The organism is Acinetobacter sp. ABJ_C4_1 (assembly GCF_044538495.1).
Taxonomy (GTDB): domain Bacteria; phylum Pseudomonadota; class Gammaproteobacteria; order Pseudomonadales; family Moraxellaceae; genus Acinetobacter; species Acinetobacter nosocomialis_A.
On the sequence record NZ_JBIUCQ010000014.1, the window covers coordinates 98380 to 112619 of the forward strand.

Consider the following 14240-nt stretch of genomic DNA (forward strand, 5'->3'; position numbering starts at 1 on the left):
TTTTTACCCTGCAGTAATTAGGCTCTAAGATACAACTATCGAGATTTGCTGATTTAAATGATCATTTTTTTAATAAAATTAATACTCTCATCTTAAATCAGCGCTCAAGAACTAAAATATTAAATTACTATCTTTTCCAATTCATCCACACCAAACTCCCCACAATAATCACTCCACCTAGCAGTACCATCATGGATGGTTTTTCATTTAAGAAGACGATAGCCAAACTCATCGCGACAATAGGCGAACAATATAAAAAATTCGATGCAATCGTTAACGGCATATTTTTAAGTACATAGCCCCACAGCACATAAGCCATCGCACTTGGGAAAATACCTAATAGGACAACTGACATATTAGCTTGCCAAGTGGCATGTAAAATTTCATTCGGTAGATTAGCGCTATAAAATAGTAAAGGAATGGTCCCGAACCAGATGATGTAGCACATCATGCTCAAGGCATCATAATTTAAAGCAAATTTTTTATATAAATTAAAATAAAGGCCCCACGCAATTGCTGCTAACACTATTAACAAACTGTAAGGGCTCGGCATACCAAAACCATGATCTCCACTAACCACTAACACGGCGCCGCAAAGACCGAGCAAAATACACAACCACTGTTTGAAACTAATTTTTTCCTTAAAAAGCAAAGCTGAAATAATAAAGGTAAATAGCGGAATAGATTGACTCAAAATACTAGATGCGACCGCAGTTACGTATTGCTGCCCCGTATTGATAAGCAAATGATGCAGCGTTACAGAGAAAAACCCTAATACGGCAAGCGCAGGAACATCTTTCCACTTTAATGGCTGAATTCTTTTTTTCATGACCAAAAGAAGTAAGAAAACGGATGCGATTAAAAAGCGGAGCAAGGCAATATGCTGCGGTGTATATGAATGCAAGGCACTATGTACGCCAATAGGTGAATAGCCCCAACAAAAGACAGTAATAGCAATACATAGGTAAAGCTTAAATGCGGGAGGCTGAGTTTCGGCAGTAAGAGAAATTGCCATGTTAAATCTGCACTAAAGAAATGGAACACTTTCATCATATGCGCATGGATAGTTGAATAAAATTAACTTATATTGAGTCATATATTCATTAAAAGTGAATGATAAAATATGCATATCGCCCAGTTAAAAATGTTTCAAACCGTGGTTGAATGCGGCACCATGGCTAAGGCATCAATGCAACTACATTGTGTACCCTCCAATATCACAACGCGTATTAAACAACTTGAAGAAGAACTAGGGGCACCGCTGTTTTATCGTGAAGGAAAAAGCTTAAAGCTCACGCCATCTGGAGAAATCTTTCTCGATTATTGCCGTAAAATTTTAGCACTCTGTGACGAAGCCAAACGAAGTATTCACCCTGATGCACCGCCCTCTGGCCCATTAAAAATTGGAGCTATTGAATCTTCTGCCACAACTCGCCTACCCAATTTACTTGCGAAATATCATCAACGTTATCCAGAAGTTTCCATTCAAATTATTACTGGCACATGGAAACAGCTATTAGTCGATATTTCTCAGCACAAACTTGATGGTGCAATTGTCGCGGGCAATATAGAGTTTCCTATGCTCAATAAACTCAGTATTTATCAAGAAGACATGGTCCTAATTGCGTCTCACTCTTTGGGTGAAATTCATTGCCAAGAAGATCTGATTGGTAAAGAAATTTTTATGTGGACTGAAGGCTGCCCTTACCGTGCAGCTCTCGAAGATTGGCTTAAACTCAAGAATATTTCGCTTCCCATCACTAGCATTACCAGTTATGCCACCATTATTGGTTGCGTCAGTGCGGGTTCTGGGGTGGCTTTAGTCCCTAAAAGTATTTATGAACAATATAAAAATTTAGCGCATATTCAGAGTTATAAGTTTGAACATCTTGCCTTTATGCAAAATCACTTTTTCTGGCATAAAAATGTGAGCAACCACAAAGCGAGAGATACATTTATAGAGTTAATTAAGTCTGAATTTTATTTATGAGTATTGGGAATAGTAAGTCTATTGCTATTAAATGATGAATTCTCGTAATCAAATCGTATGGGTTTTATCTCATGGCTGCACAAGGTTTATTTTTAACAGTAACATCAACACTTCAACTTTTAAAGTAATTGGGGAGATTGATCCAAATGAAAACCTTACAAGTGTTATGCGTTGCAAGCTCTATATTGGCTTCATCAACCCTTTTTGCTGAAACAACACAGCCTCAACAAGTAAGTGAAGTAACACCTAAAGCTCAACCTTATGGCGATAACCCAAGTTTAGGACGTGTCCTGTTATATAAAACAGGAAAAGGCATACAAAATTTAGGAGACTCTATTCAAGGTGCTTCAGAAAAAACCTCGAACAAAATTAGTGAAAAATGGAAAAACACCAAAGAATTTACAGCTGAAAAAGCAGAAGTCGTTCAACAAAAAGCAGATACCGCAAAAGTCTTTACTGAACAGAAAATAGAGCAAGCCAAACAAAATATTACCAGTAGTCGAAATGGTGAAAACATACCGATAGAACAAGGTGAGTTAAGCAAATCTAGCACGACGACCAATTAAAATTGGATTTGAGGAGCGCGATCATGTCGCGCTTTTCAAAAAATATATACTTTAAAAAGAAATGTCACCAAATACAAAGAGCTAGGAATCTGCCTTATGAATAGTCAAAAACTTCTCTTTTCAACACTATGCTGTGTAGCATTAACTGCATGTGCGACCACCAAATCTGTTTCTTCTTATTCTCAGGCACAAGTTTTAGAACAAGATACAAATATTGAAGCTTATCCAACCACCACCGGCAATGTAGCCAAACTTATTAAACACGATAAACAAGCTTGCATGATTGAATTTACGGGTTATTTAGGTGGAGGCCAAGTGACTGAGCATTGGATTTTTAACAATAAAGGCCTGATTTCAGCTCAATCATTTACAGAGCAATATCCAGATTCTTCCGGCATATTAAGTCAAGCCACCAACTCGACAACAAAAAGCTCAACCACGTTTAATATTCAAGATCCAGCAATTCAAAATAATTTTAAAAAGCTCCAGAGCAATTTTAGTAAAGCCAATTTAGAAAAATGTAATTAAAAATTTTCCATAAAAAAACTCGTTGCAGAAGTAATCTTTTGCAACGAGCCATAGCCATTTTAAATTTCTTGGACCTAATAAAAAATTATAAATATGCTATTTAGTTAACAGTTAAACCATTGGTTGCCGCCAGCAAATCAATACGTGGGAAAACTAAGCCCGTTCTTGAATCAGTAATAGGTTTACCAGTGGTTTTTAAACGGTTAATGGTCTGATCGATAGTTTCAGTTGGTGTAACACTGTTTGCTCTTAATAACGCAATCGCGCCAGCCACATGTGGCGTCGCCTGAGAAGTACCTCCCATAGTATAGCCACCCGCAGTAATCATTGCCCCTGGTGCCAATAAAGTCACAAGGCTGCCCCCGTTACTAAAGCATGCCACTTTGTCCGCTGCCGTGGTTGGGTCAGAACATTTCACTGGGTTCCCCCATGACACACCACCAATATTACTGTCATATACAGCACCTACTCTTACCGCTCCAGCAACACAAGCAGGTGAAGAAATACCATCAGGGAATGCATCGTTACCAGTTGCGACTACTGGTACTACTCCAGCAGCTCGCGCATTTGCAAATGCTGTTCCATAACTACTATTACTACATTCAGATTTGTATTTAACACCAGGAACACCAAGGCTCAAATTTATCGCTTTAATATTGTATGTTTTAGCGTTATTTACTGCCCAGTTAATGCCCGCAATAATATCACTATCATAGGCTGAACCTGATCGAAAAACGTCTATTCCAATAATTTTTGTTTTGGTAGCAACTTTAGACACAATCGCTGAAACATTACTACCATGACCATTATCGTCAAGTGAGCCATCATCTGGAGCACTATCAAATGAATAAACGACACGACATGTACTTGAAGGTGTATTCACCGCCGTACAGCCAAAATCCGAATGTAAATAATTTACCCCTGTATCCAGCACAGCAACACTAGAACCGGTTCCATTAAAACCTTTAGTATTGGCCTGAGGCTGATTAATTAAAGGCAGACTTTCCATCGTCGTAGGCTGATTGATTCGGTTTGGATATACGGCCTTAACGTTCGGATCGTTAAGTAAATCAACTAAAGCTTCTCTATTACTAATTCGATAAAAAGCTAAAGGCAAATTATTGTAGTCTCGAAGTACTTGTACCCCTACACCACGATTAAACCTCGATTGTATATTCTTTTTATTTGCAGCAATATAACTTCGCCGCTCCAAACCTGAAGCTACACTTTCCGAAGGGATATTGTATTCAACGATAAGGTCATTAGAATCATTGGTGACCAAGGCATCTAAATCAATTTTACCCTGAAATACTTTTTGTTTTGCTGCCTGATTTAACTGCTGTTTAGCACCTTTAGAGTCCAAAGGAAGAGCAGATGCAGTCGTACTTAAGATCGTACATAGACCTAATAGAAATAACGTTTTACTTTGCATTATTTTTCTCCGTAGTCTTTCGACTAACAATTTACTTATTTCGCTTTTATTTCATTTGCTGGATCTTTTTCTGGATCAATTGGTTGAATAGAAAGATCACTTTTTGTGTCATAAAAAGGAACAGTATCTGCTGATACTGGGCTGGGTTGAGTTGAATTTAAAGATACGTTTTTAGGTTGAGCAGGCTCCTTAAGTTTAGAAAGTAAAGATGAAGTGTCTGGTTGTGATGAATTCGGCTTATGTAAAGCAGAATTGAACACCTCAGATGCACCGCTTGTTGGCTTAAAATAAAGAACAACGGCGACTAAGCCGACCAATATGAAAAGGGAAGCAATAATTTTCATCATTTAAGATCTCTGTTTTTTTGTTTATAGACATCTATATTTATTTTTGATTATTCGAAATAAGGCGCTATTTCTTTAGATATATTTCATGTGAAATTTCTATTTCTTGAAATATATAAACATGAGAAAAGCTAAAACACCTTTTCCCGAATAAGCAAAAATACAGTTCTGCCCTGTACGTTTATATTTCTGGCAGAATATGGTTCAAAAAAGCGCCAAAAAGCACCCTATTCTCATAATAAGCAATAACTATGCCGTTAACTCCAATAAAAAATGAAAAAAGAATCATCTTTATAGATATAGAAAAATGGTCATGTTGAATGCTTTTATTTGTTTTTATTTCAGAGAACAAAAAAAGAGGAAATATTTTGCTCGGTTTTAAATCATAAAATATCGATATCTATTTCACTTTATTATTAATATTTTTCTTTCTCCACAATTTCTCCCTTATGTGTTTATTGACTGTAATGCTGTTGTAACGTTTTGATGAAGGTGATTCCCAAGCGAATCAAGGTTTGACTATGATGCGATTGCGTTTATGAAATACCTCACTAAAGGGTATATTCTTTGAAGGATATCGCAATGAAAATGATGAAAACAGCTATCGTGACTGCAAGTGTTCTTGCTTCTGCCTCTATTTTTGCACAAAGTGCGGGCGTTAATGCAGGTGCCTCTGCCCAAGTTAATGTACAACCAGGTGGACTTGTTAGTGGCGTAGCCAATACAGTCAAAAATACTGCTCACACTGTAGGCCATACTGCAAAACATGCTGGTCATGTAGCGGCTGACACTACAGTTAAAGCAACTAAAAAAACAACAGGTAAAGTGACTGAACTTTCTTCTGATGCTGTAACAGGAACAAAAAATTTAGCGACTAAAGCTGCAACGGGTACTAAAAACTTAGCCGTTGAAGCTAAAGCAGGGACGAAAGCGCATCTTGATGCAGTAAAAACTAAAGTTGCAGAAAAACAAGCTGAACAAAAAGAATTTACTGCTGAAAAACAAGCTGATGCTCAAGCACGTGTAGATGCGGTTAAAGCCCGCGTAGCTCAAAACCAAGCAGAGCAAAAAGAATTTGTTGCTGGCACTAAAGCAGATGCTCAAGCACAATTAAATGCAGCTCAACCAGCTCATGCCGTTAACGCTCAAACAGGTGTAAACGTTGGTGTTAATGTTGCTCCAGTTGGAATTAGTGCAAATGCCAACGTAAATGCAGGTGCTCAAGGTTCTACACAAAAAACTGAAAAGAAATCTTTCGTTAAAGGTCTTCTCGGTACTAACTAATCAGTTATAAATAAAAAAGGGCAATAAATTGCCCTTTTTTATTGATCTAAAAGTTATTTAGCGTGTTTCAGTTAAAACCAAGCCTGCACGTAAGCCGATCTTCACATTTGGGTTTGGAAATAAAATCCAGACCTGCTCTTGCTCAACTACATAATTACCCGAAGGTTGCATCGCAATGATTTCACCTTGGGTAAATGTCGAAAAGTTCGGAGCCTCAGCCGATAAGTTCATTTGGAAATCTTCATCTTTTTTAATTAAAGAGTCAGATACCTGAAATACTCGAATTTTCGATTTATGTCGCGTCGGTAAATTTTGTTCAGAAACCACGTTACGAATGACTTCATCAATTGCAGCAAACTGACTCAAGTCATTTTGTCCAAATGGCAAGGCTTTACCCAACTCCAAGGTGGCACTCGCAGCTTTAAAACTCTCACTGGTAAAATGTGTGAAGGTTTTACCTGCAGCGCGGTGATAAACCAAAGCATCTAAATCGGCAGCATCAAGACTTGCTATCAACTTGGCATCGTAGTCATGGGTTTGATAAGGCAATAAAGCAAAGGTTGGTAATAATGAAGCCCGAATTGCGGTATGCAGATCATAGTGATAGCGCTTAGCATCACTCGCACTTTCCTGAAAGAAAGTAGCAATTGCGTGTTCTAAAACCTCAGCTCGCTTAGACTCTTCTGTTACGGGTAGGGTTTTGTATCCACCACAAAACATACGGTTTACATCATCATGTACATAACGCTTGCCTTGACGCATTGCATAAGGGTTACCCAACACAAGCAGCAACCTCACAGCAAGGTTTAAACGTCCAGCAAACAAATCGGTGCAAAGATGAGATAACAACTCAATTGGTGCTGTTTCATTACCATGTACCCCAGCTGACAGTACGACAGTTTTGTCGTACTGCTCATGTGGTGTACATTCAAGAAGACCCTCACCTAACCAACGCCAAGTAAAATTATCTTGTTTTCCTTCGCGTGTTGTAGGTTGCTCACCCTGTAAGGTTAATGCTAGAAAATCTTGCATGTCACCTCCTCATTACTTTTGGAAAGGATAAACCGAACCCAAACCTAAAATTTTGGTGAGTTCATCAAGCGCCATACGGCTTTCCATAAGCAAATGCGGATCTGCTAAATCTTCTTGAGCTAAACGATCACGATAGTGTTTATCTACCCATTGATTGAGTGTGCCAAACAACTGATCATTCATGAGGACTTTTGGATTTACAGCATTTAATTCAGTTTCGTTTAAAGCTACACGCAAGCGTAAACATGCTGGTCCACCACCATTACGCATACTTTCGCGTAAGTCATATACCTGAATAGCATCAATTGGTGTGCCCATTTGAATCATATCGTTCAAATAGCTCCACACTGCAGCATTTTGGCGAGACTCTTCTGGTACAACAATGGTCATACCACCATCTGGACGAGTCAAAATCTGGCTATTAAACAAATAAGTAGCCACAGCATCGTCTACAGTAACGCGGTTTTCAGGCACTTCAATTGAAATAAAGTCTTCACCGATGCTTGCCATCTTTTGACGAATTTCAGCAAAAGCTTGATCTTGATTTAAGAAAGCGTGTTGATGGTGGAATAGAACCTGCTGGTTACTTACCGCGATCACATCGTTATGGAAAACGCCTTGATCAATCACATCCGGATTTTGCTGAACAAAAACGGTATGAGCTTCATCTAAACGATGTAAACGTGCAATTGTTTCACTTGCTTCACGCGTCTGACGTGCTGGATAACGCTTTGGTCCCGGTAAGCCATTATTTAAATGTTGTTGACCATAAACAAATACTTGAACACCGCGCTTAGCATAATCACCACCTAAACGATTGTGATTTGCTGCACCTTCGTCACCGAATAAAGCCACTTGTGGTAAAGCTTCATGGTGTACAAAGTGACGTTCATTTTTAAAGATGGCTTGTAAAACTTGGCTCGTTGTTTCAGCTTCAATTGAACGGTGAAACTTATTGTTCAGGTTCGCTGCTGTAAAATGCACGCGCTCATCTTGGCTATCAGCCGAAGGTGAAACTGTTGCAGCATTTGCAGTCCACATTGGAGAAGCTGAACTTAAAGATGACAATAGCTCTGGTGAATAACGCATTGCTTGAGCAACAACGCTAATGTCATCTCCAGTAAAACCTAAACGGCGTAACATTGGAACATGTGGACGTTCATGCGGAGCAAGTACACCTTGTTTCATTCCCATATCAGCCAAGGCTTTCATTTTTAATAAGCCTTGTTTCGCTGCTAATTTTGGATTTGAGGTGTTATTACGGTTTTTGGTTGATGCTTCATTACCAAAAGATAAACCCGCATAGTGATGTGTTGGTCCCACTAAACCATCGAAATTTACTTCATATCCTTTCATTTTTTCTTTCCCTAGTGTTAAGGCAACACAATCCCTGGAGATAATTTTTCTGGCAAACTTAAGCTTTCACTTTCAAGTGAAGCCATTGGCCAAGCACAATAGTCAGCAGCATAAAACGCGCTTGCACGGTGGTTACCCGAAGCTCCAACACCACCAAATGGCGCAGCACTTGAAGCGCCTGTTAATGGCTTATTCCAGTTCACAATACCGGCACGTGCTTCAATCAGTAAGTCATCAAATAATTCACGTTTTGGAGAAACCAAACCAACAGACAAACCAAAACGAGTTGCATTGGCAATTTTCAATGCTTCATCAAAGCTGTCATAACGTTGAATGGTGGTAAGCGGACCGAAATATTCTTCATCTGGAATACCAGCCACACCTGTTACATCAACAATACCCGGAGTAAGTAGCGAGCTGTCTTCTTGAGGACGCGTCATTGGCAATAAGCTTTTGGCACCTAGCTCAAGTAACTTTTGCTGAGCATTCATCATGTTTGTTGCAGCAACCGATGAAATCACACCACCCATAAATGGTTGTTGCTCATCGTTCCAGCGACCAACTTTCAGGTTTTTAGCAACTTCAACAAAACGTTGAATAAATGCATCACCTTGCGCACCATTTTTGACTAAGATGCGGCGCGCACATGTACAACGCTGACCAGCCGAAACAAAAGCAGATTGAATAGTGAGGTTAACTACAGCATCAATATTTTCGATTTCATCGATAATAAGTGCATTATTACCACCCATTTCAAGCGCAAGAATTTTCTCTGGTGCACCCGCCATTTGCTTATGTAAGTGGTAACCCGTGTTAGCACTTCCGGTAAACAATAGACCATCAATTTCATGGGAAGCCGCCAAAGCTTCACCAGTAGTACGGCCACCTTGAACTAAGTTCATTACGCCATTTGGCAAACCTGCTTGTTGCCAAAGTTTTACAGTTTCTTCAGCAGTCCAAGGCGTTAATTCACTTGGTTTAAATACAACCGTGTTGCCTGCAAGCAATGCAGGAACAATATGTCCATTTGGTAAATGGCCCGGGAAGTTATATGGACCAAAAACTGCAAGTACACCATGTGGACGGTGACGTAACGATGCTACACCATCTGCCATTTCAGTTGAACTTTCACCGGTACGTTGGTGATAAGCACGAATCGAAATCGCAACTTTGCCAATCATTGACTGAACTTCAGTTAACGTTTCCCAAAAAGGTTTACTGGTTTCTTGGCTAATGACTTCTGCTAAATGTTTTTTATTTTCTTCAAGCAGCTTTGCAAACTTTTCTACAATCGCTACGCGCTCAGCAAAAGGTAAACGTGCCCATGCAGGAAATGCTGTACGTGCCGCTTGGCAAGCTTTCTCAACATCACTAGCTGTAGCTTCAGTACCAGACCATACAGTTTGGTTATCAACCGGATTTGTTTTTACAAATGTTGTACCGCTGCCTTGTAACCAGACACCGTTTATAAATAAAGAGTTTGACATCAGGATACTTCCATAGGATTTAGTGATAACACACGAACAGCGTGACCTTCTTGTACGCCGAGTTTTTCAGCTTGTTCATGGGTTAAATTTAGAGTGCTATCTACGAGATCAAGCTTCATTAACATAGCTCGATAGTCGTGATAATTATCATTGGCAACAAGGTATTGTGTTTTACCTACTGTTGTTTCATTTGTAATTTTGACTGTTAAAAATTGGCTTTCTTTAACTGCGCGTAACTCATCAATATTAGCTTCAATGGTTGGACCCGCATCAAAAATATCGACATATCCTTGATAACGTAAACCTTCAGACTCAAGCACATGATAAGCAGGCAGAGTATGTGGATGCATTTTTCCAATTACTTCTTGCGCGTCTTTTGGCAAGAGGTCTACATAAACTGGAAAACGTGGCATAAGTTCCGCAATAAAAACTTTTTGACCAATTCCACTTAAATAGTCTGCTGTTGAGAAATCCATATTGAAGAAATGGTGGCCAATCGCATCCCAGAAAGGCGAACATCCATTTTCATCAGAGAAACCACGCATTTCAGCAATCAGTTTTTTCTCAAAATATTGCTTAAATGCTGCAATAAACATAAAACGGATTTTTGATAAGAATTTACCGTTTTGGTTCTCACGACGTTCCGGATCTAAAAATAATGTACAGAGCTCACTGCTTCCTGTTCTGTCATTACTTAAAAATAGAGTCGGTAATGCTTTATAGACATTTAATGCTTTTGAAGCGTGTACTTGTGTTCCCACATGAAAGTTATACCAAGGTTCGATTAAACCTACAGCAACTTCAATTGCACTCACCCCAATAACACGTTGAGCTTCTGTATCTTCAAGAACAAACAAATAACCTTGTTCGCTCTTATGAACATTACCATTTAAAGTATTGCGAGTACGTGAAATTCGAGCCGAAAGCGTATCCATATTTTGTGGCAAGGAAGTCAGGCCAACACCTGACTTACCTGCTAATTTATAAATATCTTCAAGGTCTCGAAACTCGGCATGACGGACAATCATCATGGCTAGCTTTCCTTTTTTTTATTTAGCCAACTTTGCCAAAGCTCTTTTTAAACGAGTAATTCCTTCATCAATATCTTGTTCAGGAATAATCAGAGAAGGAGTAAAACGAACCACGTTAGGTCCTGCGATTAAAGCGAGTAGTCCTTCTTCGCCTGCCCAAGTTGTAATGTCTTTTGCTTTACCTGCATATTCAGCTTTTAATACACAGCCAATCAATAAACCTTGACCACGAATTTCATCAAAAACTTGATATTCAGCATTTAAAGTATTTAATGCATCAAGGAAATATTGATGACGGTGTTTTACACCTTCAAGTACTTCTGGCGTATTAATAAACTCGAATACAGCACCAGCAACCGCACTTGCTAACGGGTTACCACCATAAGTCGTACCATGTGTACCCACTGAAAAATGCGGCGCAAATTTATCAGTTGTTAACATTGCACCGACTGGGAAACCTCCACCTAGTGCTTTTGCAGTGGTTAACACATCTGGTGTAACACCATAGTTCATGTAGGCATAAAGTGAACCTGTACGGCCTACACCTGTTTGTACTTCATCAAAAATAAGTAAGGCACCGAACTCATCACATAGTGCACGTAAACCTTTTAAAAATTCGATGTCAGCAGGAATTACCCCACCCTCACCTTGTACAGGCTCTACAATCACGGCACAGGTTTGTTCATTAATGACTGCTTTGGCAGCTTCTAAATCATTGTAAGCAACGTGGCTAATGCCGTTTGGAAGTGGTGCAAAGTCTTGTGAATATTTAGGTTGACCACCTGCTGAAACGGTAAATAAGGTACGGCCGTGGAAAGCATTATTAAATGCCACAATGCCACTTTTACCTGCCACACCGCTGTCGAGCCCAACTTTACGAGCAAGCTTTAAGGCTGCTTCATTCGCTTCTGCACCCGAGTTACAGAAGAATACTTTATCTGCAAATGTTTGTTCAGTGAGTTGTTTAGCAAGGCGTAGAACGGGTTCATTGGTATAACCGTTACCTACATGCCAAAGTTTTGTTGCTTGTTCTGTTAATGCATTTACTGCCACTGGATGCGCATGACCTAATGCGTTTACTGCAATCCCGCCTGCAAAATCGATATATTCTTTATTTTCTTGATCCCAAATACGTGAACCTTCACCACGTACCGGAATGAAATTTGCCGGTGCAAAAACTGGAACCATCCAGTCATTAAAGTTGCTTCGAGTTACAGAAATTGGCTGTTCCATGCTTACCTCAGTATCTATTTAATTTATTTAATCTGTCTTACTGTCTTTCATTTAATTTATTTAGAAAAAGGGACTGAACAAATAACCCTATACATCCTTTATATTTGCTCAGCCCACTTTTTCTAAAAGGTAATTTCCTCAGATTAGCCTGGGAAAATACCGCGTTCTTTACGAGCTTTTAAGATACGCTCACATGCCAAGATGTAAGCTGCTGTACGTAAAGTACAAGCATTGCTGTTTGCTGTATTCCAAACGTCATGCATAGCTTGAACCATCAACTTGTCTAAACGCTCGTTGATTTCTTCTTCGGTCCAGAAGTAGCTCGCCATGTCTTGAACCCATTCGAAGTAACTTACAGTTACACCGCCGGCGTTACATACCACGTCAGGAACCACAACAATGCCACGCTCAACTAAAATATCTTCCGCTTTAGGATAAGTCGGGCCGTTCGCGCCTTCTAAAATCAACTTAGCTTTAATTTTTTCAGCACGTTCAACTGTGATTTGACCTTCTAACGCAGCAGGAATAATGATGTCTACATCTGCAGTCCAGAAATCTTCATCAGCAATTGCTTGCGCGCCAGCGAAACCACCAACACCACCTTGGTTTGCATTTACGTGTTCACGTAATGCAACAAGATCAATACCGTCAGCATTGAAAATTGTGCCAGTGTGATCTTGAACGTGAGTGATTTTTGCTTTTGATTCAACAAACAAGAAAGCAGCTTCACTACCTACGTTACCAAAACCTTGAACAGCGATTTTCGCGCCTTCAATTGGTAAGTTGATTTTTGCAGCTACTTCGCGACCTGTAACGAATACACCGCGACCAGTCGCTTTAACACGACCTAAAGAACCACCTAAGTGAACTGGCTTACCAGTTACAACACCAGTTACTGTATAACCTTGGCTTGTAGAGTAAGTATCCATCATCCAACCCATGATATTGGCATTTGTACCAACGTCTGGAGCAGGAATATCTTTCTGAGGTCCGATAATGTGGCCAATTTCAGTCGTATAACGGCGAGTTAAACGCTCTAATTCACGATTTGAAAGTTTACGTGGGTCAACACGGATACCACCTTTTGCACCACCAAATGGTAAGTTCAAAACAGCAGTTTTAATTGTCATCCATGCAGACAACGCCATAACTTCGTTTAAATCAACATTTGGATGGTAACGAACACCGCCTTTACCAGGACCACGAGACAAGTTGTGTTGTACACGGTAGCCTTCAAAGTGCTGAATAGAACCGTCATCCATCACGATTGGCACGTCAACAATAAGCGCACGCTTTGGACGTTTTAAAGTGTCGATAAACTCAGCTAAGTGGTCTAAGTACGGAGCAACACGGTCAATTTGTGCCAAGTAAGTTTGCCATGCATCGCTGTGTTCGTTTACGTATGAAAGATCTGACATCTTTTTTCCTATTTACCTATACAGACTCAGATGTGATAAATCCGCAGTCTTTATTATTCAGCAACCAAAACCTTGCAATAACAATGTCTTGATTTATTTATAAAATCTTCAGCTCTTCTAAAGCTTCAGACCTTTTAAATTCCATCTTGTGATATCAAAAGTACGATTTACTTTTATATATCGATATCTTTTACAATCTTTCTTTTGCCTCATCTGCTGTTTATAAAAACGTCTTTATAAAAGCAAAAGTTCCACCGCAATCAACTCAAACAAGTCGATCGTAAATAAGTGCAAAAGAGGTGATATAACCGTTTGGGAGTTAAAAAGAACTAGGGTTCATAAAACGAAAAAACCATAAGTCCATAAAATTATTTTTGACTAATCGATAGATCCCTCCATTAGTCTTTTTAAATAAAAATTGTTCACTAATACTGCAAGCTTCACGTCACTACTCAAGCTGGTTAATCATGCTTTCATATAGACATAAAATCTTTAAGTAAATATAGCACAGCGCAAGGTAATTTAGAACATTTTAAAAT

The 14240-nt window shown here is 39.3% G+C and carries 13 protein-coding genes; 4 read left to right on the plus strand and 9 right to left on the minus strand.

Annotated features, from left to right (window positions below):
• Positions 1-127 precede the first annotated feature (127 nt).
• Positions 128-1015, minus strand: coding sequence for a DMT family transporter (locus ACIF8R_RS15415; protein WP_396481682.1), 888 nt, complete (start codon positions 1013-1015; stop codon positions 128-130).
• Positions 1016-1123: 108 nt separating this feature from the next.
• On the opposite strand from ACIF8R_RS15415, the gene ACIF8R_RS15420 reads away from it, so the two are divergent.
• The 3 genes from ACIF8R_RS15420 (at position 1124) to ACIF8R_RS15430 (ending at position 3084) form a co-directional block, all read left to right on the plus strand.
• Positions 1124-1990, plus strand: a complete 867-nt coding sequence (locus ACIF8R_RS15420; RefSeq protein ID WP_396481684.1) for a LysR family transcriptional regulator — start codon at positions 1124-1126, stop codon at positions 1988-1990.
• Positions 1991-2136: 146 nt separating this feature from the next.
• On the plus strand, positions 2137-2556 hold the full coding sequence (locus ACIF8R_RS15425) for a hypothetical protein (protein ID WP_396481686.1): 420 nt from the start codon (positions 2137-2139) through the stop codon (positions 2554-2556).
• A gap of 96 nt (positions 2557-2652) precedes the next feature.
• Positions 2653-3084 carry a hypothetical protein gene (locus tag ACIF8R_RS15430; RefSeq protein ID WP_396481688.1) on the plus strand — a complete coding sequence of 144 codons (432 nt, stop codon included), beginning with the start codon at positions 2653-2655 and terminating at the stop codon, positions 3082-3084.
• A 100-nt stretch (positions 3085-3184) separates the two neighbouring features.
• Here ACIF8R_RS15430 and ACIF8R_RS15435 read toward each other — a convergent pair whose 3' ends face one another.
• The gene (locus tag ACIF8R_RS15435) at positions 3185-4516 is read right to left on the minus strand and encodes a S8 family serine peptidase (protein ID WP_311069768.1); all 1332 of its coding nucleotides are present in this window, start codon (positions 4514-4516) and stop codon (positions 3185-3187) included.
• Between the two features lie 35 nt (positions 4517-4551).
• On the minus strand, positions 4552-4860 hold the full coding sequence (locus tag ACIF8R_RS15440) for a hypothetical protein (protein WP_031945722.1): 309 nt from the start codon (positions 4858-4860) through the stop codon (positions 4552-4554).
• A gap of 582 nt (positions 4861-5442) precedes the next feature.
• On the opposite strand from ACIF8R_RS15440, the gene ACIF8R_RS15445 reads away from it, so the two are divergent.
• Positions 5443-6144: a hypothetical protein gene (locus ACIF8R_RS15445; protein WP_396481690.1), complete on the plus strand. Its 702-nt coding sequence runs from the start codon at positions 5443-5445 to the stop codon at positions 6142-6144.
• A 57-nt stretch (positions 6145-6201) separates the two neighbouring features.
• Here the strand turns inward: ACIF8R_RS15445 and astE are convergent, their stop codons facing one another.
• The 6 genes from astE to ACIF8R_RS15475 all read right to left on the minus strand — a co-directional run bounded on the left by astE (position 6202) and on the right by ACIF8R_RS15475 (position 13701).
• Entirely contained in the window at positions 6202-7176 is a 975-nt protein-coding gene (astE, locus tag ACIF8R_RS15450) for a succinylglutamate desuccinylase (protein ID WP_396481692.1), read from the minus strand.
• A gap of 12 nt (positions 7177-7188) precedes the next feature.
• Complete coding sequence (gene astB, locus ACIF8R_RS15455) at positions 7189-8532, minus strand: N-succinylarginine dihydrolase (protein ID WP_396481694.1); 1344 nt, start codon at positions 8530-8532, stop codon at positions 7189-7191.
• Positions 8533-8549: 17 nt separating this feature from the next.
• Entirely contained in the window at positions 8550-10019 is a 1470-nt protein-coding gene (gene astD, locus ACIF8R_RS15460; protein ID WP_396481696.1) for a succinylglutamate-semialdehyde dehydrogenase, read from the minus strand.
• Positions 10019-11050 (minus strand): arginine N-succinyltransferase, encoded by a 1032-nt coding sequence (gene astA / locus ACIF8R_RS15465; RefSeq protein WP_396481698.1) that lies wholly within the window; start codon positions 11048-11050, stop codon positions 10019-10021. The genes astD and astA overlap by 1 nt, the downstream gene beginning before the upstream one ends.
• An 18-nt stretch (positions 11051-11068) precedes the next feature.
• Positions 11069-12283: an aspartate aminotransferase family protein gene (locus tag ACIF8R_RS15470; RefSeq protein ID WP_396481700.1), complete on the minus strand. Its 1215-nt coding sequence runs from the start codon at positions 12281-12283 to the stop codon at positions 11069-11071.
• Positions 12284-12426: 143 nt separating this feature from the next.
• Complete coding sequence (locus tag ACIF8R_RS15475) at positions 12427-13701, minus strand: Glu/Leu/Phe/Val dehydrogenase (RefSeq protein WP_134262440.1); 1275 nt, start codon at positions 13699-13701, stop codon at positions 12427-12429.
• Positions 13702-14240 lie beyond the last annotated feature (539 nt).

Bases quoted from the DNA above. Each gene is read 5' to 3' on its own strand.
- ACIF8R_RS15430 (WP_396481688.1), top strand. From the start codon at position 2,653: ATGAATAGTCAAAAACTTCTCTTTTCAACACTATGCTGTGTAGCATTA.
- ACIF8R_RS15425 (WP_396481686.1), top strand. From the start codon at position 2,137: ATGAAAACCTTACAAGTGTTATGCGTTGCAAGCTCTATATTGGCTTCA.
- ACIF8R_RS15420 (WP_396481684.1), top strand. From the start codon at position 1,124: ATGCATATCGCCCAGTTAAAAATGTTTCAAACCGTGGTTGAATGCGGC.
- astD (WP_396481696.1), bottom strand. From the start codon at position 10,019: ATGTCAAACTCTTTATTTATAAACGGTGTCTGGTTACAAGGCAGCGGT.
- ACIF8R_RS15435 (WP_311069768.1), bottom strand. From the start codon at position 4,516: ATGCAAAGTAAAACGTTATTTCTATTAGGTCTATGTACGATCTTAAGT.
- ACIF8R_RS15475 (WP_134262440.1), bottom strand. From the start codon at position 13,701: ATGTCAGATCTTTCATACGTAAACGAACACAGCGATGCATGGCAAACT.
- astA (WP_396481698.1), bottom strand. From the start codon at position 11,050: ATGATGATTGTCCGTCATGCCGAGTTTCGAGACCTTGAAGATATTTAT.
- ACIF8R_RS15415 (WP_396481682.1), bottom strand. From the start codon at position 1,015: ATGGCAATTTCTCTTACTGCCGAAACTCAGCCTCCCGCATTTAAGCTT.
- ACIF8R_RS15440 (WP_031945722.1), bottom strand. From the start codon at position 4,860: ATGAAAATTATTGCTTCCCTTTTCATATTGGTCGGCTTAGTCGCCGTT.
- astB (WP_396481694.1), bottom strand. From the start codon at position 8,532: ATGAAAGGATATGAAGTAAATTTCGATGGTTTAGTGGGACCAACACAT.
- ACIF8R_RS15445 (WP_396481690.1), top strand. From the start codon at position 5,443: ATGAAAATGATGAAAACAGCTATCGTGACTGCAAGTGTTCTTGCTTCT.
- ACIF8R_RS15470 (WP_396481700.1), bottom strand. From the start codon at position 12,283: ATGGAACAGCCAATTTCTGTAACTCGAAGCAACTTTAATGACTGGATG.
- astE (WP_396481692.1), bottom strand. From the start codon at position 7,176: ATGCAAGATTTTCTAGCATTAACCTTACAGGGTGAGCAACCTACAACA.